The sequence below is a fragment of the Micromonospora citrea genome, from assembly GCF_900090315.1.
Classification (GTDB): Bacteria; Actinomycetota; Actinomycetes; order Mycobacteriales; family Micromonosporaceae; genus Micromonospora; species Micromonospora citrea.
Window position 1 is genome coordinate 3,485,211 of the sequence record NZ_FMHZ01000002.1, and the last position, 22,268, is coordinate 3,507,478.

Sequence of the window (22,268 nt, forward strand, 5' to 3'; positions counted from 1 at the left end):
GAGGATCGCCGATGACCGTACGCCAACGGACCGGGCCGCCGCCGACAACCGGGCCAGCCGTGGACTTCACCGACTTCTACCAGGCGCACTTCCACCGCCTCGCCGTGCAGTTGTACGCGTACCTGGGAGACCACGCGGAGGCGCAGGACCTCACCCAGGAGGCGTTCTGCCGGCTGCTGGAGCGGTGGGACCGGATCAGCGCGTACGACGACCCGTCCGCCTGGGTGCGCCGGGTCGCCTGGAACCTCGCCACCAGCCGGCTGCGCCGCGTCCGCACCGCCGTCCGGCACCTGGCCCGCCAGCGGGAGGAGCACGCGCCCGGGCCGGAACCGGACCGGGTCGCGCTGAGCCGGGCCCTGGCCACCCTGCCCACCAACCAGCGGCGGGCCGTCGTGATGCACCACCTGGCGCACCTGAGCGTCGCGGAGATCGCGGCACAGGTGAACGCCCCCGAGGGCACGGTCCGCTCCTGGCTGTCCCGGGGCCGGGCCGCCCTGGCCACCTACTTCACCGAGCGGCAGGAGGCCCACCGTGCGTGAGACCGCGCTGGACGAGATGTTCGCCGAGTTCGAGGCGGACACGATGACCACCTTCCGGCCTCCAGGCGTACCGGCCGCCCAGCGCCGCGTCCGCGAACGGCGGCGCCGGCGGGGCCTGCTGGCCGGCGCGATCGCGCTCCTGCTGGCCGGGCCGGGCGGCGCGTACGCCGTCGCCGGCCGGGGCGGGGAGCCCACCCCGCCCACCCCGCCCACCCCGACGCCCACCGTGTCACCGCCCCCCACCACCACGCTTCCCGAGCGGAGGGCCGCCCTGCCCGGCGTGCCCGGAAGGCTGGCCGACCTGCACTTCGTCGACGCCCGCAACGGTTGGGCGCTCTTCGACACCTGCGAGTCGAACGACCCGGGCGCGACCGGCTGCCGGCGGGCCGTCGGACGGACCACCGACGGCGGGGCGACGTGGCGGCAGGCAGCGGCGATCGACGCCCCGACGGGCGGGGCGCACCTGTTGCCCGTCGACGAGCGGACGCTCACGGTCGCCGTCGACGACTCGTTCCTCGTCACCACCGACGGTGGCGCGACCTGGTCCCGCCACCCGGCCAGCTCCCCGCCGCGGGCCGCGCAGGCCGGCGTCGCCACTCGCAGCGGATTCCTCGTCCGCTGCCCGGGATCCAGCGGGCTCGACGACGGCGCGAGAGGCACGACGTGCCGGCAGGCGGAGCTGGCGAGGATCGGTTCCGGCCCCGTCCGTCCGCAGCCCCCGGTGGCCCTCACGTCGGAGACCCACAGCCAGCTCGTCGAGGGCGGCGACGGGCGGCTCTGGCTGACCGTGCGCGACGGCGACCGGTTCACCGTCCTGGTGGGCACCAACGGCGCGGCGAACTGGCGGAAGCTGCCGGCCGTGCCGGGGGCCGCACGGCTCCTGGTCTCCCCGGACGGCAACGACGCCTGGCTGGTCACCGTCGCGGAGGGCGAGTTCGACGCGACGGCCCCGGGGAAGGTGTGGCAGCGGGTCGAAAACCGTTGGGAACGGCGGCCGGACCTGCCCGACGACACCAACGACGTCGCCGCGGCCAACGGCGGGGTCCTCGCCGTCACCGGGGCCCACGGCAGCGTCGGGTTCTGGTCCGACGGACGCTACGTCGACCCGCCCGAACTGCACGCCGCGGTGCGCGCCGGAATGACGGCCGGGACCGGCGGCAGCCCGTGGGTCGACGTGCTGCGCGACGGCACGGTCGTCGTGGGCATCGGCACCGTCCGGATCGTCGGCGTCGGCTCCGGCACCGTCCGCACCTGGACCCGGATCTCCTGACGCGCGGCGGGTCCCGCCGCCACGGTGGGACCCGCCGCCGCGTCCGGGCCTGCCAGGCACGGCGGGAGCGGCCGTCCCCCGGGCGCGGTGGGGGCCCCGCCGTCCGGACCCGGTCAGGCGCGACGGTGGGCGATCCGGCCCGCCACCACGGTCACCAGGCAGGCGCCCTCGGCGTCGAACACGGCCAGGTCGGCGCGACCGCCGGGCAGCAGCTCGGATGCCACGGCCGCCGGCAGCACCCGCAGGTCGCCCCGGTCCACGGCCGCCCGCAGCGCCGGGTCGGCGACGTGCTCGGCGAGCACCCCCGTGGCCCCTTGACGCAGCAGCGCGTGCACCCGCTCGCGGGGAGAGTCGGCGGCCGGCAGCGGACCGTCGTGCACCAGCCCCGGCCCGAGCGTGCCCGGCCAGCGGCGGACCCGGGCTCCCGCGTACGCCTCGATCAGCTCGGGCAGCGGGCCGACCGCGAGGATCCGGTCGGCCCGGACCGCGACGGCGGCCCCGGCCGTCGGCGGGGCGTCGGGGCCGGTCCGCAGCAGCGGCGCGGTGTGCAGGGTGAGCACGACTCAGTCACCGACCGGGCCGAGCACCGGGCGTTTCGGGGTGACCGTGTCGCCGGAGGAGCGGCCGGTGAGCCGGCGCTTGATCCACGGTGCCAGGTGCTGCCCGGCCCACCGCAGGTCGGCGGCGCGGGCGGCCAGCCACGGTGTCGGCGCCGGGCGCGGCGGCACCATCAGCCACTCCTCGTCGCAGCCGACGCCGAGCGCGTTGAGCACCTGCGCGGCCACCCGCCGGTGCCCGGCCTCCGACAGGTGCAGCCGGTCGGTGCTCCACAGCATCGGGTTCAGGTACGTGTCGTCGGCGTACAGGTCGACCAGGATCGCGCCGTGCCGCTCGGCGGTCTCGCCGACGGCCCGGTTGAGCAACTGGACCCGGGGCGCGACGAGCCGCTGGCCGGGCAGCCGGGCCATCACGTCGGCGAACCGGAACAGCACCACGTCGGCGCCGCCGGAGCGCAGGTCCCGCACCACGTCGTCGAAGCGGGCGACCAGGGCGTGCGGGTCGAAGGTACGGCGCAGCACGTCGTTGCCGCCGGCGGCGAAGCTGATCAGGTCGGGCTTCATCTCCAGCGCCGCCGGCACCTGCTCGGCCACCACGTTCGGAAAGAGCCGGCCCCGGATGGCCAGGTTCGCGTACCGGAAGTCGGGGCCGGCCTCGGCGGCGAGCCGGGTGGCGACGAGATCCGCCCAACCCCGGTAGGTGCCGTCCGGGTAGGCGTCGTCCATGCCCTCGGTGAAGCTGTCTCCCACCGCCACGAAACTGCGCCAGCGCACGCGCGCCTCCCTCTGCCGTCCCGGTCGACCGTCGGCCAGTCTGTCACCGGGGCCGCCGGCCCGTCACCGCTCCGGCGGGCCGACGTGGCGGAGGTCCCACCGGACACGCCGGAGCCGTCGCGCCCCGTGTCGCGACGGCCCCGGACGAGCGGTGGGCGGCTCAGCCGGAGACGCCCAGGATCTGCTGCCCCTTCAGGGACGTCGGCTCCGGCACCTCGCTGATCCTCCGGCCGTCGCCGTCGAGCAGCACGAGCACGTTGCGGTCACCGGCGCCGACCCTGGCGACCAGCGTCCCGTCCGTCTGGAAGTACGCCTGGAGCAGCTTCCGGCCGCCGAGTTCCAGGTCGACCTTCCTACCGGTACGCGTGTCGAGCACCGCGTTGACGTCGAGTTCCCGCGCCACGTCGCCCGACTCCTCGTCCGGCCCTCGCAGGCGCAGCGCGATTCGGGAGCCGTCCGGCGAGAGGCTCGCGACGTCGAAGCAACTCCTGTCGGCGTTCCCGCCCACGTTCGGAATCGACCGGCTCTTCCGCCCGCGCTGGTCCGTCAGCACGACCCGCCCCGTCGATCCGTCGGGGAAGGCGAGCACCTTGCCGTCGGCGGACCAGAGCGGGTGGCAGCCCCGCAGGTCACCGATCCGGGTGAACTTCCCCGTCGACAGCTCGACCACCCCGACCTCGGTGACCACGCTCGGCTCCGCCGAGACGACGCGCGACACGGTGACCCGCCGGGAGTCGGGTGCCCAGGCCGGCGTCCAGCAGTCCTGCTCGACGAGGTTGCCGCGGTAGACCCGGGCGTCCGTGCCGTCGACGTCGGCGACCCGGAGGTACGAGGAGTCGTCGACCCAGGCCACCCGCTCGCCGTCGGGCGAGACGACCGCGTTGCCGATCGCCGCGCGTACCGGAACGGAAAGCAGCCGAACGGGCGCGGAACCCGGCCGGAACGACCAGAGGCGCGCCGGGCCCGCGCCACCGGGCTGTGGGCCGTAGAAGACCCGCCCGATGGTCGCGGTCGGCCCCACCGCACCGGAGCTCACCGCGGCCTCCGGGGAGGCGGTGGTCGTCGGCGGCGTCACGCCGGGGGTCGGGGTGAGGGTGATCGAAGGGGTGGTGGCCGGCACGGGCGCGGGGCCGTCGTCGCGGGGCATCAGCGCGAACGCGGTGCCGGTGGCCGCGCCCAGCATCACCACGGCGGCGGCGGAGGTGGCGACGGCGCGCTGGACGCCGAGCCGACGGGAGGTACGCAGGGCCCGGTCGCGCAGATCGGCCGGGCTGACCTCGTCGGCGAGCGCGGCCAGGTCGAGCCGGAGGCGGTCGTCGTTCATCGGGCGCTTCCTTCCAGGGCGTACAGCTCGGCGAGTTCCGGGGCGACGGTGCGCAGCTTCGCCAGGGCCTTGGAGGTCTGGCTCTTGACGGTGCCGACGGTGACGCCGAGCAGTTCGGCGGCCTCGGCCTCGGTGCGGTCCTCGAAGAACCGCAGGACCAGCACGGCGCGCTGCTTGGCGGAGAGCCTCTGCAACGCGGCACGCAGGGTGAGCCGGAGCGTGGTCTGTTGGGCGTGGTCGGGGGCCGAGCCGCCTCCGCGTGGCTCGGGCATGTCGCCCGGCATCGACTCGGCGACCCGACGGCGCCGCCACCAGGAGACCTGGAGGTGGTACATGGTCCTGCGGGTGTACGCCTCGGCGTTCCCGCTGTGGTGCAGCCGGTTCCACGACCGGTGGGTCCGGGCCAGCGCTGACTGGACGAGATCCTCGGCGAGGTGCTGGTCGCCGGTGAGCAGGTAGGCCGACCGCAGCAGCGCCGGGGTGCGGGTCCGGACGAACGAGTCGAACTCACTCAGGAGAGGGTCCACACGAGCCGATCCTTGGGGTCAGGTGGTGCATCGTCGTGACGCCTCCCCAGACGTCACCCCGATCCGGCGTGGTTGCCGTCGGCGGCGGGAAATTTCCTCCGGGGTGACAAATCGGATCGCCCGCCCGGCAGCCCCGGTCGTACGCTGCGCCAATGCTGCTGCGCATGTCGACCCTGCTGCTCCGGACCCTGCGCGAGGACCCGGCGGACGCGGAGGTGCCGAGCCACCGGCTCCTGCTGCGCGCCGGCTACGTCCGCCGCGCGGCACCGGGCGGCTACACCTGGCTGCCGCTGGGCAAGCTGGTGCTGGACCGGGTCGCCGAGGTGATCCGGCAGGAGATGACGGCGATCGGCGACCAGGAGGTGCACTTCCCGGCGCTGCTGCCGGCGGAGCCCTACCGGGCCAGCGGCCGGTGGACGGAGTACGGCGACGACATCTTCACCCTCGCCGACCGCAGGGGAGCCGAGCACCTGCTCGCGCCCACCCACGAGGAGCTGGCCGCGCTGCTGGTGAAGGACCTGTTCACCTCGTACCGGGACTTCCCGGTGACGCTCTTCCAGATCCAGACCAAGTTCCGCGACGAGGCCCGGCCCCGGGCCGGCGTGCTGCGCGGACGTGAGTTCCTGATGAAGGACGCGTACTCGTTCGACCTCGACGAGGCGGGCCTTCAGGCGGCGTACGACCGGCACCGGGCCGCGTACCGGCGGATCTTCGACCGGCTCGGGCTGGAGCACACGATCGTGCACGCGATGTCGGGCGCGATGGGTGGTTCGGTGTCCGAGGAGTTCCTGGCGGCGACGCCGGTCGGCGAGGACACCTTCGTCGGCTGCACGGCCTGCGACTACGCCGCCAACACGGAGGCGGTGACCACCCCCGCCCCGCCGGCCGGCGACCCGGACGCGCAGCCGCCGGCCCAGGTGCACGACACCCCCGAGACCCCGACCATCGCCAGCCTGGTCGAGCTGGCCAACGCCCGCCGGCTGGGCGGCCGGGACGACTGGACCGCCGCCGACACCCTGAAGAACGTGGTGCTCCGCCTGCGCCGGCCCGGCGCGGAGGAGACCGAGCTGCTGGTGGTGGGGCTGCCCGGCGACCGCGAGGTGGACCTGAAGCGGCTCGGGGCGGCGGTCGCGCCGGCCACCGTGGACGTCTTCGACGGCTGGGACGCCCACCCCGAGCTGGTCCGGGGCTACATCGGCCCGCAGGTGCTGGCGAAGCTCGGCATCCGCTACCTGGTGGACCCGCGGGTGGTGCCGGGCAGCGCCTGGCTGACCGGCGCGAACGAGCCGGGCCGGCACGCCACGGGGGTGGTCTGCGGGCGGGACTTCGTGCCGGACGGCACGGTCGAGGCCGCCGAGGTGCGCCCCGGCGACCCCTGCCCGGCCTGCGGCACCGGCGAGCTGACCATGCGGCGGGGCATCGAGATCGGGCACATCTTCCAGCTCGGCCGCCGCTTCACCGACGTCTTCGCCGTCGACGTGCTCGGCCCGGCCGGCAAGCCGGTCCGGCTGACCATGGGCTGCTACGGCATCGGGGTTTCCCGGGCCGTGGCGGCAATCGCCGAGCAGCACCACGACGAGCGGGGACTGGTGTGGCCGGCGGCGGTCGCGCCGTGCGACGTACACCTGGTGGCCGCCGGGAAGGGGCCGCAGCTGGAGGCGGCGCTGGAGCTCGGCGGGCGGCTCTCCGCCGCCGGGCTGCGGGTGCTGGTCGACGACCGGACGCACGTGTCGGCGGGGGTGAAGTTCACCGACGCCGAGCTGGTCGGCGTCCCGCGCGCCGTCGTGGTCGGTCGCCGCCTCGCCGAGGGGTACGTCGAGGTGCGCGACCGCGCCACCGACGAGCGCGTCGAACTGCCGGTCGACGGGCTGGCCGAACGGCTCGTCGCGGAGGTGCGCCGGGAGCGCGGCGACATGGTGTAGCGGACGCGCCACGGGGTACCGCACTCCGATCGGCCGGATGTTCCTCTGGAGGCTCTCATGACCGGTTACCGGGTCAGCGACGTGATGACGAGGCAGGTCATCTACCTGCCCGCCGAGACCACCCTGGACGAGGCGGCCCGGGTGATGAAGGAGGCGGACATCGGCGACGTGGTGGTCACCGACGGCGCCACCCTCGCCGGCATGCTCACCGACCGGGACATCGTGGTGCGCGCGGTGGCCGAACGCAGCGATCCGGCCAGCACCACGATCGGCTCGATCATCACCCGCGAGGTGGTGATGATCGAGCAGCACTCGACCGCCGCCGAGGCGGCGGCCCTCATGCGGGAGCGGGGCATCCGGCGGGTGCTGGTCTGCGACGCCGAACGCAAGCTGGTCGGCATCGTCTCCCTCGGCGACCTCGCGATGCAGCTCGACCCCAACTCGGCGCTGAGCGAGATCAGCGAGCAGGCGCCGACCGTCTGATTCCGGTGCGGCGGCGCGGCAGGCCCGGCTCGCGACGGCGGTAGCCTCGGAGGCATGTCTTCCATGCCGGCCAGGCTGTCCGAGATCGTCGACGAGTTCGCCGCCGCGCCCCGCGACGTCGTGCTGGAGATGCTGCTGGAGTATTCCGACGTCGTCCCGCCGCTGCCCGCCGGTTCCGCCGACCGGGAGGGCATGGAGCAGGTGCCGGAGTGCCAGACGGCGTTCTTCCTGCGCGCCCGGGTGACGCCGGAGAAGACGGTGGAGACGCTCTTCGACTGCCCGCCGGAGGCGCCGACCACGCGCGCGTTCGCCGGCATCCTCGCCGATGGGCTGGCCGGCGCGAGCCCGGACGAGGTGCTCGCCGTCCCCGACGACCTCTACCAGCGGATGGGGCTGGCGCAGGCGATCAGCCCGCTGCGGGTGCGCGGCGGCACGGCCATCCTCGCCCGGCTCAAGCGCCAGGTCAGGGAACAGATCGGCTGATCCGGGGGTTGTCACCCGCCATGGAGATCGAGATCTACGCCGACGTCGCCTGCCCCTGGTGCTACATCGGCAAGCGCCGGCTGGAGCAGGCCCTGGAGTCGTACGACGGCGAGGTGACCGTCCGCTACCGGCCTTACCAGCTCGACCCGTCGCCGGTGCCCGAGCCGCGCCCGCTGGTCGAGGCGATCGCCGCCAGGTTCGGCGGGAAGGACCGCGCCCGGCAGATGTTCGGGCACGTCACCGAGGTGGCCGCCGGCGTCGGGCTGAAGCTCGACTTCGACCGGGCGGTCGCCGCCAACACCTTCGACGCGCACCGGCTGGTGGCCTGGGCCACCGAGCGGGGGCGCGCCTCCGAGACGGTCGACGCGCTCTACCGTGCCCACTTCACCGACGGGGTGGACGTCGGCTCCCGGGACGCGCTCGCCGCACTGGCGGGCGAGGTCGGCCTCGACGAGGCGGAGGCCCGCCGCTTCCTCGACTCCGACGAGCGGGTGGCGGAGGTCTCCGCCGAGCTGGCCGCCGCGCGCCAGATCGGCGTGACCAGCGTGCCGACGTTCGTGCTCGCCGGGAAGTACGCGGTCACCGGCGCCCAGGAACCGGAGACGCTGCTCGCCGCGCTGGCCGAGGTGGAGCGCCGCGAGGCCGCCGACTGACCCGCCGACGTGCCGGCGCGACTGGGCTGCGGCCGGCCCCGACGGCACTCGCGGTTCGCGGGCGGCCGGCAATGTTTCACGTGCAACGGTATCGACGCCGATCAGCGGCTAGGCGGGTCGGGCCAGGTCCTCCACCACGCGGGCACCGGGCAACGCGCCGAGCGCGGGCCCGGGCAGCGCGATCTTGCTGTGCCGTACGCCGGAACCGATGATCACGTGCGGGGTGGCGATCACCCGGGAGTCGACCAGGATCGGCCACTGCTCCGGCAGGCCGATCGGGGTGATCCCGCCGTACTCCATGCCGGTCAGCTCCACCGCGTCGGCCATCGGCGCGAAGCTCGCCTTACGGACGTCGAGCGCCCGACGGGCCACCCCGTTGACGTCGACCCGGGTGGTGGCGAGCACGACGCAGGCCGCGTAGCGGACCGTCCCCTCGCGCTTGCCGGCCACCACCACGCAGTTGGCCGACACGTCCAGCCCCACCTCGTACGCCGCGCAGAAGGCGGCGGTGTCGGCGAGCTCGGCGTCGATCGGCGCCACCAGCACGTCGTCGGCGTCCACCGGAGCGTCGGCGGGCCACTGCCCGAGGGCGGCGGCGACCGGCGGGGCGAGCAGGTCGAGCCGGGCGCGGGCGGGTTCGGTCTTCAGCGTCCCCATCACGCTGCGATCCTCGCACCAAGCGGCTCGCCCCGCCCACCGGAGCCCTCACCCCCGGGTCCGGGCCACCTGCCCGGCCCGATCCGTCGCAGGAGCCTGCGACGCCACCGGCCGCGCCGCCCCGGCCCAATGCGTCGGCAGGAGTCCGCGCCGGAGACCGGTCACGCCGCCGGCCCGCTGCGTCGACAGAGCCCGCCGGTCACGTCGGCCCCGGAGCCGCGTCGGAGGCCCGTCACGTCGGCCCCCGGTAGCCCGCCCGTCCGGCGACCGGTCACCGGACGGGCGGGCACGGGTCAGCTGCCGGTGAGGAAGCCGTTCTCGCGAAGCAGGGTGCGGTCCCGCGCGGCGGCCAACTCCTCCGCCCGCTGGGCCTGGACCCGACGCACCTCCATCTCCTCCAGGGCGTGACGGATGGCGAGGCGCACGACGCCGTAGAGGAAGACGAAGCCGGCGACGTACAGGATGACGGTGGCGACCATGGCGAACATGGCGTCACGGTATGCCGGACGTGAACGCGCAGGTCGTTCATCTTGCGCCGGTTCCCCCGTACGTGTCGGCGAGGTGGTCGGCCCAGGTCCGGGCGCCCGTGGGCGTCGCCTCGGTGACCAGTCCGCCCGACCGCAGGGCGCGGCCGGTCTTCCCGGGGATCCGCACCGGGAGCAGCGGGCGGCGGGACCGTCGGGCGGCGTTCCAGGCCCGGACGGCCGCGTCGAAGCGGAGCACCTCCGGGCCGCCGTACTCCTCGATGCCGTGCAGCGGACCGGCGGCGAGCCGCCGGACCAGCCGGTCCGCGACCTCGGCGGGGTCGACCGGCTGGGCGAGCACCGCCGGGTCGCCGAGCACCGGGCCGAGCCGGCTCGCGCCGCGCAGCATGTCGTCGAGGAACTCCGGGAACTGGGTCGCCCGCAGCACGGTCCACGGCACCGGCCCGGCCGCCACGACCTGCTCGGCGGCGAGCTTGTGCCGGTAGTAGGGGATCGGCACCCGGTCCACCCCGACGATCGAGACGTAGACCAGGTGCCGTACGCCCACCTGCCCGGCGGCGACGACCAGCCGGCGGGTGCCGAGCACGTCAACGGCGTGGGTCCGCCGCCCCCGGTTCGGGGACGAGGCCAGGTGCAGGACGGCGTCCACGCCGGCCACCGCCTCGGTGAGCCCTTCCCCGGTGGCCAGGTCGACCACCACCCACTCCTCGGACGCCCCGGTACGCGCCCGCCGGCTCGTCGCCCGCACGGCCCAGCCCTCGTCGCGCAGCCGGGGCAGCACCACCCGTCCGAGCCGACCGCCCGCCCCGGTGACCAGCACCCGCATGGTTTCCTCCCTCTCCGAGTTCCGCACCCCGCCGCGTGCCGAGCCCTCGCCCACCTCGCGACCGGCGATCCGCGCCCCAGCTGCGACCCGGCGACCATCACCACGGCCATCGGCAGGATCGTCAGGAAGTTCATCGCCCGCCCATCCTCCCGGCCCGGCCCTGCGGCCCGGATCGGTTCGCCGCATCCCCGCACGACGTCCCGCGCGGAAGCAGCCCGGCAGGATGGTCCGCCGACCTGCCTGGACGGTTCCCCGGCCGACCCGCACAGGGCCCGCCGGCCGGCCCGGCCGCGGAGCCGACCTGCCGCCCCGGAGCGGAGTCAGTCGGCCGGGCGGACGGCGGACGGGCCGGGCACCACCCGGCCGGCGATCAGGACGCCCAGCACGGCCAGTCCGGCGGCCACCGCCAGCGTGCCGGCGTAGCTGCCCGGCCCCGGGACCGCGCCGGCGGCCAGCACCGCGCCGGTGAGCGCCAGCACGGTCGCCGCGAAGAGCGAGTCGCCGAGTTGCAGGGAGGAGCTGTTGCGGCCCTGCTCACCCGGGGCGGACAACTCCAGCGTGAGCACCGACAGTGACGGGTAGAGCAGCCCCATCCCAAGCCCCGCGCCGGCCCAGCCGAGCACCCCGACCCACACCGGAACCGCGGGCGCGACAGCGAGCGTCACCACGGCGGTACCGACCGCGATGCAGGTGAGCCCGGCTCTCGGCAGGGTGGCCCGGGATCGCGGCGCGGGCATCCGGCCCTGCGCCCAGGAGCCCAGCGACCAGGCGAGGGCGCCGGTGGTGAGGACGAGCCCCGCCGCCGTCGGCGACAGCCCGCGCTCCCGGGAGAGCATCAGCGGGATCACCACCTCGGCGCCGACGAACGCCGCCGAGGCGAGACCGCGCAGCCCGATCACCGTCGGCAGCCCCCGGCCGGCGCGCAGGAACCCGGCCGGCAGCAGCCTCGGCGCGCAGACCAGCAGCCCGACCAGCGCCAGGGCGACCAGCCCGACGGCGGTGGCGCCGCGCTGCTGACCCCCGATGTGCAACAGTGCGGCGCTCACCGCCGCCCCGCAGGCCCAGCCGATCCGGGCGGCCGCGCCGGCCGGCAGGCCCGCCGTCGTGCCCGTGCCGATCGCGCGCAGCCCGGGGTGGATCAGCAGCACCGCCGGCACGGCCACCACCGGCACCGCCAGGAAGACCCACCGCCAGCCGAGGTGCTCCACGATCAGTCCGGCCAGCGCCGGCCCGACCAGCGAGGGCACGACCCACGCGGCGGCGAACGCCGCGAAGATCCGCCGGTGCAGCGCCTCCGGGTACGCCTGCCCGACGATGACGTAGAGCGCCACCGAGAGCAGGCCGGAACCGAACCCCTGCACGATCCGGCCGACCACCAGGGCGTTCATGGCCGTGGCGCCGCCGGCGACGAGGAGCCCCACCACGAACCACACGAGTCCGTGCCACATCGGCGCCCGGGGGCCCCGCGTGTCGCACCAGATGCCGGAGACGACCATCGCCAGCACGCCGGCCGCGAACGGGCCCCCGAAGGCGATCCCGTAGAGGGCCAGCCCGTCGAGGCTGCGGGCGACGGTCGGCATCGCCGTGCCCACCGCCAGCGCCTCGAACGCCAGCAGCGAGACCAGGGCGACGCTGCCGACCGTCATCGCGCGCAGCCGTGGCGCGAAGAGCCCCGCCGTGGGCGGAACCGGGCCGGCGGGCGCCGCCGTGGCGGTCACCGCCGGCCCGCCGGGCGCGGCAGCCAGAGCGGTCGGTGGCGAATGCGGGTCCGTGGGTCCGACGGGCCTACCTCGGCGCGGAGCAGTTCGATCAGCATGAGGCCAGCGTCGGGCCTCAACCGGGCTTGAGGTCAAGGGTGACCCGGCTCTCTCCGGGCACCACGGGCCTGGCTCCCCGGACACATGGGCCTGCCCGTAGGGGCGACCAGGGGCGTGTGCCCACCGTCCCGTGCCCACGGAAAATTCCCCTGCTCCGGGGGCATGACCGACGGTCCGCCGGGAAGCCAGGCCGCCGGAGCGGAGGCACGGGAGGCGAGATGGCGTACGGCGGCAGCAACAGCGACGGGGGGCCCGGCCGACGCCCGGCCGGTCGTACGCCTCGATGACCTCGCTGGGCCGCGCCGCCGGCCGGCTCCTGCCCTCGGTGGCCGTGCCGCAGGTCGTCGGCGAGGCGTCCCGAAGCGTCGGTGCCGCCGCCACCCGGCTGGCCCGGGCGGCCGGGCTCACGAGCCGCCGGATCTGGTCCCGGCCCGGTCGGCACCACATCGAGGTGCACGGCGTCTGCCAGAACGGCGGAGACGCCCTCGCCCGGCAGGTCGAGGCGGCGCTGGAGCGGGTGCCGGGGGTGGAGTGGGCGCGGGTCAACGCGCCGTCGGGCCGGGTGGTCGTGGCCGTCGGTACGCCGGAGCCGGAGCTGCGCGACCTCGTCGCCACCGTCGCCCGGGCGGAACGCACCTGCCCGCACGAACCGGACCCGGAGGTCCCGCCGCCGCATCCGCCCGAGGAGGGGCCGCGCACGCCGCGCACCCTCGGCGCGCTGGCCTCAGACGCCCTCGGCCTGACCATCTCCGCCGCCACCCGGATCCTGCCCTTCACCCCGGTGCCCGGGGAGGTCGCCGGGCTGCTCGGCGCGGTCGACCTGCACCCGAAGCTGCACGCGCTGGCCGACCGGGGGCTGCGCGCCGACCCCCGCGCCGAACTGCTGTTCCCGCTCGCCGAGGCGGTCGTGCAGGGCCTGACCGGCGGGTGGACCGGAATCGTGCTCGACGGGGCGCAGCGGGTGGTGCAGTGGGGCGAGGCGCGGGCCCACATCCGGGCCTGGGCGCGGGCGGAGCCGCGGCTGACCGGCGATCCGGAGCGGGCCGTGGCCCGGGTGCCGCAGCTCGAACGTCCCCGCCCGAAGCCGGACGGCCTCGTCGAGAAGCACGTCAGCCGGATGCTCGCCGCCGGCGCCGCCGCCGCGGCCGCCGCCACACCGGTCGTCGGGCGGAAGCGGGCCGCCGCGCTGGGGCTCTCCGCGCTGCCGAAGGCGCCCGGCAGCGGTCGCGAGGGGTACGCCGCGCAGCTCGGCCGGATCCTCGCCCGGCGCGGGGTGATCGCGATGGACCGCGGCGTGCTGCGCCAACTCGACCAGATCGACACGGTGGTGCTGGACGCCGCCGTGCTCGGCTCCGACCGGGGTGTGCTCGCGGACCTGGCGCCGCTGGCGGGGGCGGACACCGGGCAGGTGGCGGCGCGCGCGTTCGCGCTCTTCGACCCGGGCGCCCCGGCGGGGCTGCGGCGGGCCGACGGCTGGCGGCTCGGGCCGCTGGACGCGCTGGGCGCCGAGGATCCCGGCGACACCGGGGACAGCCGGCGGCTGCGCGAGGCCGGAGGGCTGCTGCTCGGCCTGGCCGAGGGCGACACCCTCGCGGCCGTGCTGCGGGTCGAGCCGGAGCCCGCGCCGGGCGTCGACGCCCTGCCGGCAGCCGCCCGCCGGGCCGGCCTGCGGCTGGTCGTGGCCGGCGACGACGACCGGCGGTACGGCTTCGCCGACGCCCACCTGCCCGGCGGCGACCGGCTGGCCGAGTCGGTGCGGACGCTCCAGTTCGGCGGCGCGGTGGTGATGGTGGTCTCGGGCGACCGGGCGGCGCTCGGCGTCGCCGACTGCGGGCTGGGGATGTCCGCCCCCGAGGACCTGCCGCCCTGGGGCGCACACCTGCTGGTCGGCACCGACCTGCGGGTGGCGGCGCTGATCGTCGAGGCGGCCGGGGTGGCCCGCCGGATGACCCGGCAGAACATCGGCCTGGCCCTGGCCGGCACGGGCCTCGGCGCGCTGGGGGCGTTCACCGCCGCGCCCGCCCAGTTGCCCGGTCGCTCCCTCTCCGCCGTGAACGGCGCGGCCGCGCTGGCCTTCGCGCACGGCGTCGTGCGGGCGCGGAGGCTGCCCGACCTGGCGGAATCCCCGGCGCCGACGATCACCGCCTGGCACCTGATGCCGTCCTCGGCCGTCCTCGACCAGCTCGGCACGGGCCCGGAGGGGCTCGCCACGGCCGAGGCCGAGCGCCGCCGCGGCGGCGCGGCCGGGCAGCCGTCCGGGCCGACCGGGCTGCTGCGCGCCTTCGTCGACGAGCTGGCCAACCCGCTCACCCCGGTGCTCGCCGCCGGGGCGGTGCTCTCCGCGACCTTCGGCTCGCTGGTCGACGCGGCCCTGGTGGGTGGGGTGGTCGGCGGGTCCGCGCTGCTCGGGGCGGTGCACCAGCACCGTACCGAGCGGTCGCTGGCCGAGCTGCTGTCCCGGTCGGCGGTGACCGCCCGGGTGCGCCGCGACGGCGCGGAACGGGTGCTGTCCGCCGACGAGCTGGTGCCCGGAGACGTCGTGCTCCTCGAATCGGGGGACGCCGTACCGGCCGACTGCCGGGTGCTGGAGTCGGCCGGCCTGGAGATCGACGAGTCCTCGCTCACCGGCGAGTCGCTGCCGGTCGGCAAGACCGACCAGCCGGTCGTCGCCGCCGCCGTCGCCGACCGGCGGTCGATGCTGTACGAGGGCACCACCGTCGCCGCCGGCCGCGGCACGGCGGTGGTGGTGGCCACCGGCGCGGACACCGAGGCCGGGCGGAGCCTCGCGATGGCCCGGCAGACACCTCCGGCGAGCGGCGTGGAGGCCCGGCTGGGCCGGCTGACCCGGGCCGCGATCCCCCTCGCGGCCAGCTCGGCGGTGGCGGTGGCCGGCGCCGGGCTGGCCCGGGGCGTGCCGCTGGCCGCGACCGCCGCGACCGCCGCGAACCTCGCCGTCGCCTCCGTGCCGGAGGGCCTGCCGTTCCTGGTCAGCGCGGCGCAGTTGGCCGCCGCGCGGCGGCTGGCGGAGCACGGCGCGCTGGTCCGCAACCCGCGCACCATCGAGGCGCTCGGCCGGGTGGACGTGCTCTGCTTCGACAAGACCGGTACCCTCACCGAGGGGGAACTGATGCTCGCCGGGGTCGGCGACGACGGCCGGTACGCACCGGTCGACCAGCTCGACGACGGGCTGCGGGCGATCCTGGCGGCCGCGCTGCGCGCCACCCCGGCCGCCGACGACCCCCGCGAGCTGCCCCAGCAGACCGACCGGGCGGTCCGCTACGGCGCCCGCACGGCCGGGGTGACCGAGCGGGTCGGCGCGGACGGGTGGGAGCCGGTCGGCGGCCTGCCGTTCGAGCCGTCACGCGGCTACCACGCCACGGTCGGCCGCGCCGGGGGTCGGCTGCTGCTCAGCGTCAAGGGGGCGCCCGAGTCGGTGCTGCCCCGGTGCTCCGCCTGGCGTACGCCGGGGGGACGCGACGAGCAGCTCGACGACGAGGGGCGCGGCGGGTTGCACGCGTTGCTCGCCGACCGGGCCGGGGCGGGGCACCGGATCCTGGCGGTGGCCGAGTGCGGCGTCTCCTCGACCGGGGTCACCGACGAGCAGGTGCGTGACCTGACCTTCCTCGGCTTCCTGGCCCTCGCCGACGGGGTGCGCGAGAGCGCCGCCCCCGCCGTGCGGCGGATCCGCCAGGCCGGCGTGCACACCATCATGATCACCGGCGACCATCCCGCCACCGCCGAGGCCATCGCGGCGACCATCAGCGACCACGACGAACAGCGGGTGGTCACCGCGACGGAACTCGACCGGCTCGACGACGACGCCCTCGCGGCGCGGCTCGCCGCCACCGACGTGGTGGCCCGGTGCACCCCCGCGCACAAGGTGCGCATCATCCAGGCGCTGCAGAGGTGCGGGCGTACCGTCGCGATGACCGGCGACGGCGCGAACGACGCGCCGGCGATCCGGCTGGCCGACGTCGGCATCGCCCTCGGCCAGCGGGGCACCCCGGCGGCCCGCGCGGCGGCCGACCTGGTGGTCACCGACGACCGCCTGGAAACCATCATCGCCACGCTGGCGGAGGGCCGGGCGATGTGGTCCTCGGTGCGCCACGCGCTCAGCATCCTGGTCGGCGGCAACCTCGGCGAGATCGCGTTCAGCGTGCTGACCGCCGCCACCAGCGGCCGGTCGGCGCTCACCGGGCGGCAACTGCTCCTGGTCAACCTGCTCACCGACCTGGCCCCGGCGCTGGCGATCGCCGTCCGGCCCCCCGCCGCAGACCACGCCGACGGCCTGCTCCGGGAGGGCCCGGACACCTCGCTCGGCGAGACGATGACCCGGGAGATCGGGCTGCGCGCCGCCGCCACCACGCTGGGCGCCACCGCCGGCTGGACGGTGGCCCGCTACACCGGGCGGCGTCGGCGGGCCGGCACCGTCGCACTGGTCTCGCTGGTCGGCACCCAGCTCGGGCAGACGGTGCTGGCCGGCGGCACCAGCCCGGCCGTGCTCGCCTCCACCGCCGCGTCGGCGGGGGTGCTGGTGGCCGTCGTGCAGACGCCCGGGCTCAGCCAGTTCTTCGGCTGCACGCCGCTCGGGCCGGTCGGCTGGACGATCGCCACGGGCTCGGCGCTGGGCGCCACCTTCGCCAACGGCGCGCTGACCCGACTCGTGGAGCGCCTGCCGCAGGCCGGCCCGCACCAGCCGGAACGGGCCGACGGAAAGGGCACCGACGCCGGGTCCGAGGGGTGAGCGCCGCCGACCCGCATGGGCGGGCCGATCACGGGTACCCGGAGGTGGGCATGTTGACGACGCAGCCGGAGGTCACGTTCATCGGCACCGCCACGACGGTGCTGCGCATCGGCGGGTTCACCCTGCTGACCGACCCGAACTTCCTGCACCGGGGGCAGCGCGCCTACCTGGGCAAGGGCCTGTGGTCGCGCCGACGCACCGATCCGGCGCTGCGGATCGCCCAACTGCCGACGCTGGACGCGGTGGTCCTGTCCCACCTGCACGGCGACCACTTCGACCGGGTGGCCCGCCGGGAACTCGACCGGGAACTGCCGATCGTCACCACGCCCGCCGCCGAGCGGAAGCTGCGCCGCTGGGGATTCCGGGCCGCCGAGGGCCTGCCCACCTGGCGCTCCCGGCAGCTGCACCGGGGCGCCGAGACGCTGCGGCTGACCTCGATGCCGGGCAGGCACGGGCCGGGCGCGCTGGACCTGCTGCTGCCCGACGTGATGGGCACGATGATCGACCTGGAACGCGACGGCGCCCGCGAGTTCCGTCTCTACGTCACCGGCGACACGCTGAACCGGCCGATGCTGGCCGACGTCCCGCGGCGGTACCCGGACATCGACGCCATGCTGATCCACCTCGGCGGCACGCGGATCGCCGGCATCCTGCTCACCATGGACGCCCGGCAGGGCGCGGACCTGGTCGAGACCGTCCGGCCGGGGCTGACCGTGCCGATCCACTACGACGACTACCCCGTGTTCCGCTCCCCGCTGGGCCACTTCGTGGCGGAGGCCCGCCGGCGTGGCTTCGCCGGCAGCGTCCGCACCGTCGCCCGGGGCGAGACCGTCCCGCTCACCCCGCCGGCCTGAGTCGCCGGCCACCGCCTCGTGGCCCCGCACGCCGATTCGTCGCCCTCCCGGCCAAGTCGGAAGGGCGACGATCAGGTCGTGCGCGCGGTCAGCCGCGCTCGGAGATGGCCTCGATGAGGTCACCGACCGGACGCTCGGGCAGCGAGCGGGCCACGTCGGCGACGGCCACGATGCCGACGAGCTCGTGCCCGTCGATCACCGGCAACCGGCGCACCTTGTGCTGGCTCATGGTCCGCAGGATCTCCGCCGCGTCGTCGTCGGCGCCGATCGTCACCGCCTCGCCCTGGGCCAGCTCACCGGCGGTGACGCCGCCCGGGTCGCGGCCCTCGGCGAGCACCTTGACCACGATGTCGCGGTCGGTCAGCATGCCCTTGAGCCGGTTGTCGTCCCCGCAGATCGGCAGCGAGCCCACGCCCAGCTGGGCCATCTGCCTGGCGGCCGTCCTGAGGTCGTCCTGCTCACGGATGCAGGTCACGTCGTTCGTCATGATCTCGCGTGCGGTCGGCATTGGCATGACACCTCACTTCCGGGGGTTGTTGCCGTTTCTCCTACCCCCGCCGTTCCGGCCCATGCACCACCGGTTTCTCGCGCGGCTGTCAACCCGCCGGCTGCCAGGTCGCCGCGGCGCGGCGCAGCCGGTCGTTGATCGCGCGGCCGACGCCCGCCTCGGGGACCGGCTCGACCACGATCTCACCGACCCCGGTGGCGTCCAGCTCGTGCAGCGCGTCGAACAGCCGCGCGGCGGCCTCGGTCAGGTCACCGGCGGCGGAGAGCACCTCGACCGCCGCCCAGTCGCCCGCCGGCGGCTCCCGGAAGGCCAGGAAGCCGCGCCGGACCCCGTCGGCCGCCGGCGGCTCCGCGCCCGTCGCCAGCCGCAGCGGCGTACGCGGGGCGTAGTGCGCCGCCAGCGTGCCGGGCGCGACGGGCTGGCCGGAACTCCCCGGGCGTACGGTCACCGGGCCGACCGCCTCCGCCAGCGCCTCCAGCGGCAGCGCGCCGAGGCGCAGCACGACCGGCCGGCCGGCGCGGGCGTCCACGATGGTCGACTCGATCCCGCAGCGCGTCGGCCCGCCGTCGAGCACCACGTCCACGGCGGCGCCCAGGCCGCGCACCACGTGCTCGGCCCGGGTCGGGCTGAGCTGGCCGAACCGGTTCGCGCTCGGCGCCGCCACCGGCACCCCCGCCTCGGCGATCAGCGCCCGCGCGTACGCGTTGTCCGGCACCCGGACCGCCATCGTCGGCAGCCCGGAGGTGACGATCTGCGGGACCGCGGCGGGCCGGTCCACGATCAGCGTCAGCGGCCCCGGCCAGAAGCGTTCGGCCAGCGCCGTCACCGCCGGCGGCACAGCCCCGACCAGCTTCTCCAGCTCGGCCGCGTCGGCGAGGTGCGTGATCAGCGGGTCGAAGCTGGGCCGCGCCTTCGCCTCGAAGATCCGGGCGGCCGCGCGGGCGTCCAGCGCGTTCGCGCCGAGCCCGTAGACGGTCTCGGTGGGAAAGGCCACCAACCCGCCGGTACGCAGGACGGAGGCGGCCTCGGCGATGCCGCTGTCGGCCGGGAGCACGCGTGGGGTTCCGGTGGTCACACCTGCGACGCTAACCTGCCGCGGCGCGGTGCCCGTGGCCGACCGTGCGGACTGTGACGGTCGAGCCCCGTGGAGGCCGGCCGCCGATCGGCCGGAGACGGTTGCCGCCGAGGCCGCGCCGGAGACGGTCGTCGCCGAGGCCGCGCCAAACCCTAGTCGCCGACGAGGTCGCGCCGGACGGCGAAGAGCGCGCCGATCACCGAGACGCCCGTCCAACCCGCGAACACCAGCAGGCTGGAGCGGTCGCCGCCACCGGCCGCGAGGTAGGCGGAGAACGGCAGCGGCGCGTCCAACCGGCCGGCCAGCCCCTCGACGAAGATGAACCAGCCGCCGTACCCGAGGAACAGCCAGGTCGGCCGGCGGAAGATCGCGGCGTTGGCGGCGGCGAACACGGCCATGAGGGGGACGACGGCCGCGGCGTCCCGGAACTCCCGGATGTCGCCGTCGAGCAGCACCGTCGCGCCGCTCAGCGTCATGAACACCAGGGCCACCACGACGGCGGCGACGAGGTGGCCGACCAGGGTGACGGTGCGGTTCGGCTGCGCCAGGTGGAGCAGGACGGCCGTCCGGTGCTGGTAGTGCTGGCCCACGTGCATGACGGCGAGGCCGAAGGTGCCCACGCCGGCCAGAAGCTGCCACGCGGCGGCGTCGAACACGCCGAAGAGCAGGCCGAGGGCGCCCACGATGGCGACGGAGAGCCAGGTGGACCGGACCGTCGCCATGCGGTGCAGCTCGCTGCGGACCAGCGTGATCATCACGCTGCCGCCAACTCGAAGAAGATCTGTTCCAGGTTCGGGGTGTCCACGGCCAGTTCGTAGACGGGCACCTGCGCGCCGAAGGCGATCTCGCCGGCCTGCTCGGGTGACAGCCCCACCACCTCCAACACCTGCCCCTCGGTCCTGACCTGTCCGCCGGCCCGTTCCAACGCCTGCCACAGCCGCCGCGGATCCCGCCCACGGATCCGCAGCCGGTGGGCCGTCGACCCGTACAGCTCGGCCAGCGGCATCGCGCGCCTGATCCGGCCCTTCGCGATGATGACGACGTCGTCGATAACCTTGGCCAGTTCGGCGAGCAGGTGGCTGGAGATCAGCACCGTGCCGCCGTTGCGGGCGTGCTCGCGCACGAGCTCGCGGAGCCAGGCGATGCCCTCGGGGTCGAGGCCGTTCGCCGGCTCGTCGAGGACCAGCACCGCGGGGTCGCCCAACAGCGCGGTCGCCACGGCCAGCCGCTGACGCATGCCGAGCGAGTATCCGCCGGTGCGTTCGTCGGCGGCGTGCTCCAGCCCGACGTACCCGAGCAGGTGGTCGACCCGCGCGCGGCCGGCACCCGCGAGGACGGCCTGCGACGTGAGATGGGCCCGCCCGGTCTGGCCCGGGTGGCTGACGCCCTGTTCCAGGACCGCGCCGACCTGCCGCACGGGATCGCGGAGGTTCCGGAACCGCCTGCCGTTGATCAGGGCGTCGCCGGACGTGGCACGGCTCAGCCCGAGCAGCATCCGCAGTGTCGTCGTCTTGCCCGAGCCGTTGAGGCCGAGGAATCCGGTCACCCGTCCCGGTGCCGCGACGAAGCTGACATCGTCCACCGCGATGGTCCGGCCGTAACGCTTGGTGAGGTTCAGCGCCTCGATCACGGTGGCCATTATGGACGCAGTGTCGTGGTTTGGCCGACCCCGCTACGGAAGGTAACGTTCACGGCACGCCGCCAGCCGGCGCACACGGCCTAGGATCGGGTCATGTCCTTGACGGCGGACGACGTCGAGCGGTTCGAGGCCACCAGGCCCCGCCTGGAGGCCATCGCCTACCGGCTCCTCGGCTCCGCCGCCGAGGCCGAGGACGCCGTGCAGGAGACGTTCCTGCGCTGGCAGTCCGCCGACGTTCGACGCGTCGAGGTCCCCGAGGCCTGGCTGACGAAGGTGCTCACCAACCTGTGCCTCAACCAGCTCGCCTCCGCGCGGGCCCGCCGCGAGACCTATGTGGGCGAGTGGCTTCCCGAGCCGCTGCTCGCCGGTGATCCGATGCTCGGCCCGGCCGAGACCGCCGAGCAGCGCGAATCGGTCTCGTACGCGGTCCTCACCCTCCTGGAGCGTCTCTCCCCCAACGAACGGGCCGTGTACGTGCTGCGGGAGGCCTTCGACTACCCGCACCGCGAGATCGCCGAGATCCTCGACATCACCGAGGCCGCCAGCCAGCAGATCCTGCACCGCGCCAGGAGGCACGTCGCGGCCGGCAGGGCCCGTGCCGAGATCGACGAGGCCGCCGCCCGGCGGATCGTGGAGGAGTTCCTGACGGCGGCGACCAGTGGCCGCCTGGAGCCGCTCGTACGCCTGCTCACCGAGGACGCCGTCGCGATCGGCGACGGTGGCGGGAAGATCCCGGCCCGCGCCAGGGCGTTCGAGGGCGCGGTCGCGGTCGCGAGGTTCGTGTGGGGTCTGGTCAGACCCGGCAGGGCCAAGCAGGCCCTGGTGGGCGGCACGCCCGAGGTCCACGCCTGGACCGCCAACGGTGGGCCCGCCGTCGTGGCCGTGGTGGACGGCCGGGTCGTCGGCGTCATGTGCCTGGAGGTCACCGCCGACGGCATCGTCGCCCTCCGCAACCAGGTCAACCCGGACAAGCTCGAACGAGCGACCGCGCGGTGGCGGGCCACCGACCACGGGGAACCCCTGCTCCACGCCTTCTGACCGCCACGTGGCGTACGCCCGGTGGCGCGACGACCCGGTGACCCCGTCCGAATCCGACCCGCTGAGCGCGCCCTCGCCCGGCCCTGCACCAGC

Annotated in this window: 21 protein-coding genes; 9 read left to right on the forward strand and 12 right to left on the reverse strand. The window is 75.6% G+C overall.

Annotated elements, in window-relative coordinates; translation table 11 throughout:
• Positions 1–11 precede the first annotated feature (11 nt).
• Both GA0070606_RS15960 and GA0070606_RS15965 read left to right on the forward strand, forming a co-directional pair.
• The gene (locus GA0070606_RS15960; protein ID WP_091100354.1) at positions 12–539 is read left to right on the forward strand and encodes an RNA polymerase sigma factor; all 528 of its coding nucleotides are present in this window, start codon (positions 12–14) and stop codon (positions 537–539) included.
• Complete coding sequence (locus GA0070606_RS15965; RefSeq protein WP_091100358.1) at positions 532–1,809, forward strand: WD40/YVTN/BNR-like repeat-containing protein; 1,278 nt, start codon at positions 532–534, stop codon at positions 1,807–1,809. Before GA0070606_RS15960 ends, GA0070606_RS15965 begins: the two co-directional genes overlap by 8 nt.
• Positions 1,810–1,922: 113 nt before the next feature.
• On the opposite strand, the gene GA0070606_RS15970 is transcribed toward GA0070606_RS15965, so the two are convergent.
• From GA0070606_RS15970 to GA0070606_RS15985, 4 genes are all read right to left on the reverse strand, one after another.
• Positions 1,923–2,369: a hypothetical protein gene (locus tag GA0070606_RS15970; protein ID WP_091100362.1), complete on the reverse strand. Its 447-nt coding sequence runs from the start codon at positions 2,367–2,369 to the stop codon at positions 1,923–1,925.
• 3 nt (positions 2,370–2,372) lie between these two features.
• On the reverse strand, positions 2,373–3,140 hold the full coding sequence (locus GA0070606_RS15975; RefSeq protein ID WP_091100366.1) for an SGNH/GDSL hydrolase family protein: 768 nt from the start codon (positions 3,138–3,140) through the stop codon (positions 2,373–2,375).
• A gap of 160 nt (positions 3,141–3,300) precedes the next feature.
• Entirely contained in the window at positions 3,301–4,464 is a 1,164-nt protein-coding gene (locus GA0070606_RS15980; RefSeq protein WP_091100370.1) for a TolB-like translocation protein, read from the reverse strand.
• Complete coding sequence (locus GA0070606_RS15985; RefSeq protein WP_091100373.1) at positions 4,461–4,991, reverse strand: SigE family RNA polymerase sigma factor; 531 nt, start codon at positions 4,989–4,991, stop codon at positions 4,461–4,463. Before GA0070606_RS15985 ends, GA0070606_RS15980 begins: the two co-directional genes overlap by 4 nt.
• A 152-nt stretch (positions 4,992–5,143) precedes the next feature.
• Here GA0070606_RS15985 and GA0070606_RS15990 point away from each other — a divergent pair, with 152 nt between their 5' ends.
• Genes GA0070606_RS15990 through GA0070606_RS16005 form a run of 4 tightly spaced genes read left to right on the forward strand, consistent with a single transcriptional unit; the run spans position 5,144 to position 8,532 of the window.
• On the forward strand, positions 5,144–6,913 hold the full coding sequence (locus GA0070606_RS15990; RefSeq protein ID WP_091100376.1) for a proline--tRNA ligase: 1,770 nt from the start codon (positions 5,144–5,146) through the stop codon (positions 6,911–6,913).
• Positions 6,914–6,970: 57 nt separating this feature from the next.
• Positions 6,971–7,396 (forward strand): CBS domain-containing protein, encoded by a 426-nt coding sequence (locus tag GA0070606_RS15995; RefSeq protein WP_091100381.1) that lies wholly within the window; start codon positions 6,971–6,973, stop codon positions 7,394–7,396.
• A gap of 54 nt (positions 7,397–7,450) precedes the next feature.
• Positions 7,451–7,879, forward strand: coding sequence for a SufE family protein (locus GA0070606_RS16000; RefSeq protein WP_091100385.1), 429 nt, complete (start codon positions 7,451–7,453; stop codon positions 7,877–7,879).
• 20 nt (positions 7,880–7,899) lie between these two features.
• Complete coding sequence (locus tag GA0070606_RS16005; RefSeq protein WP_091100390.1) at positions 7,900–8,532, forward strand: DsbA family oxidoreductase; 633 nt, start codon at positions 7,900–7,902, stop codon at positions 8,530–8,532.
• A 108-nt stretch (positions 8,533–8,640) separates the two neighbouring features.
• Here the strand turns inward: GA0070606_RS16005 and GA0070606_RS16010 are convergent, their stop codons facing one another.
• From GA0070606_RS16010 to GA0070606_RS16025, 4 genes are all read right to left on the reverse strand, one after another.
• Entirely contained in the window at positions 8,641–9,189 is a 549-nt protein-coding gene (locus GA0070606_RS16010) for a YbaK/EbsC family protein (protein WP_091100394.1), read from the reverse strand.
• A gap of 293 nt (positions 9,190–9,482) precedes the next feature.
• Positions 9,483–9,677 carry a hypothetical protein gene (locus tag GA0070606_RS16015; RefSeq protein ID WP_091100397.1) on the reverse strand — a complete coding sequence of 65 codons (195 nt, stop codon included), beginning with the start codon at positions 9,675–9,677 and terminating at the stop codon, positions 9,483–9,485.
• Positions 9,678–9,714: 37 nt separating this feature from the next.
• Entirely contained in the window at positions 9,715–10,500 is a 786-nt protein-coding gene (locus tag GA0070606_RS16020; RefSeq protein WP_091100401.1) for an SDR family oxidoreductase, read from the reverse strand.
• 320 nt (positions 10,501–10,820) lie between these two features.
• On the reverse strand, positions 10,821–12,218 hold the full coding sequence (locus GA0070606_RS16025) for an MFS transporter (protein WP_245724704.1): 1,398 nt from the start codon (positions 12,216–12,218) through the stop codon (positions 10,821–10,823).
• 382 nt (positions 12,219–12,600) lie between these two features.
• Here GA0070606_RS16025 and GA0070606_RS16030 point away from each other — a divergent pair, with 382 nt between their 5' ends.
• Positions 12,601–17,061 carry a cation-translocating P-type ATPase gene (locus GA0070606_RS16030; protein WP_091100405.1) on the forward strand — a complete coding sequence of 1,487 codons (4,461 nt, stop codon included), beginning with the start codon at positions 12,601–12,603 and terminating at the stop codon, positions 17,059–17,061.
• Between the two features lie 50 nt (positions 17,062–17,111).
• Entirely contained in the window at positions 17,112–17,915 is an 804-nt protein-coding gene (locus tag GA0070606_RS16035) for an MBL fold metallo-hydrolase (RefSeq protein ID WP_091107798.1), read from the forward strand.
• Between the two features lie 88 nt (positions 17,916–18,003).
• Here the strand turns inward: GA0070606_RS16035 and GA0070606_RS16040 are convergent, their stop codons facing one another.
• The 4 genes from GA0070606_RS16040 to GA0070606_RS16055 form a co-directional block, all read right to left on the reverse strand.
• On the reverse strand, positions 18,004–18,423 hold the full coding sequence (locus GA0070606_RS16040; protein ID WP_091100408.1) for a CBS domain-containing protein: 420 nt from the start codon (positions 18,421–18,423) through the stop codon (positions 18,004–18,006).
• 88 nt (positions 18,424–18,511) lie between these two features.
• Positions 18,512–19,498, reverse strand: coding sequence for an L-threonylcarbamoyladenylate synthase (locus GA0070606_RS16045; protein ID WP_091100411.1), 987 nt, complete (start codon positions 19,496–19,498; stop codon positions 18,512–18,514).
• Positions 19,499–19,650: 152 nt separating this feature from the next.
• A complete protein-coding gene (locus GA0070606_RS16050) occupies positions 19,651–20,253 on the reverse strand; it encodes a hypothetical protein (protein WP_091100413.1) in 603 nt (200 codons plus the stop codon).
• Positions 20,253–21,137 carry an ABC transporter ATP-binding protein gene (locus GA0070606_RS16055; RefSeq protein WP_091100416.1) on the reverse strand — a complete coding sequence of 295 codons (885 nt, stop codon included), beginning with the start codon at positions 21,135–21,137 and terminating at the stop codon, positions 20,253–20,255. The genes GA0070606_RS16050 and GA0070606_RS16055 overlap by 1 nt, the downstream gene beginning before the upstream one ends.
• 93 nt (positions 21,138–21,230) lie before the next feature.
• On the opposite strand from GA0070606_RS16055, the gene GA0070606_RS16060 reads away from it, so the two are divergent.
• Complete coding sequence (locus GA0070606_RS16060; protein ID WP_091100421.1) at positions 21,231–22,175, forward strand: RNA polymerase sigma-70 factor; 945 nt, start codon at positions 21,231–21,233, stop codon at positions 22,173–22,175.
• Positions 22,176–22,268 lie beyond the last annotated feature (93 nt).

Coding starts and splice junctions, on each gene's coding strand:
- GA0070606_RS15960 (WP_091100354.1), top strand. CDS start 12: ATGACCGTACGCCAACGGACCGGGCCGCCGCCGACAACCGGGCCAGCC.
- GA0070606_RS15980 (WP_091100370.1), bottom strand. CDS start 4,464: ATGAACGACGACCGCCTCCGGCTCGACCTGGCCGCGCTCGCCGACGAG.
- GA0070606_RS15990 (WP_091100376.1), top strand. CDS start 5,144: ATGCTGCTGCGCATGTCGACCCTGCTGCTCCGGACCCTGCGCGAGGAC.
- GA0070606_RS15995 (WP_091100381.1), top strand. CDS start 6,971: ATGACCGGTTACCGGGTCAGCGACGTGATGACGAGGCAGGTCATCTAC.
- GA0070606_RS16000 (WP_091100385.1), top strand. CDS start 7,451: ATGTCTTCCATGCCGGCCAGGCTGTCCGAGATCGTCGACGAGTTCGCC.
- GA0070606_RS16005 (WP_091100390.1), top strand. CDS start 7,900: ATGGAGATCGAGATCTACGCCGACGTCGCCTGCCCCTGGTGCTACATC.
- GA0070606_RS16010 (WP_091100394.1), bottom strand. CDS start 9,189: ATGGGGACGCTGAAGACCGAACCCGCCCGCGCCCGGCTCGACCTGCTC.
- GA0070606_RS16015 (WP_091100397.1), bottom strand. CDS start 9,677: ATGTTCGCCATGGTCGCCACCGTCATCCTGTACGTCGCCGGCTTCGTC.
- GA0070606_RS16020 (WP_091100401.1), bottom strand. CDS start 10,500: ATGCGGGTGCTGGTCACCGGGGCGGGCGGTCGGCTCGGACGGGTGGTG.
- GA0070606_RS16030 (WP_091100405.1), top strand. CDS start 12,601: ATGACCTCGCTGGGCCGCGCCGCCGGCCGGCTCCTGCCCTCGGTGGCC.
- GA0070606_RS16035 (WP_091107798.1), top strand. CDS start 17,112: ATGTTGACGACGCAGCCGGAGGTCACGTTCATCGGCACCGCCACGACG.
- GA0070606_RS16040 (WP_091100408.1), bottom strand. CDS start 18,423: ATGCCGACCGCACGCGAGATCATGACGAACGACGTGACCTGCATCCGT.
- GA0070606_RS16050 (WP_091100413.1), bottom strand. CDS start 20,253: ATGATCACGCTGGTCCGCAGCGAGCTGCACCGCATGGCGACGGTCCGG.
- GA0070606_RS16055 (WP_091100416.1), bottom strand. CDS start 21,137: ATGGCCACCGTGATCGAGGCGCTGAACCTCACCAAGCGTTACGGCCGG.
- GA0070606_RS16060 (WP_091100421.1), top strand. CDS start 21,231: ATGTCCTTGACGGCGGACGACGTCGAGCGGTTCGAGGCCACCAGGCCC.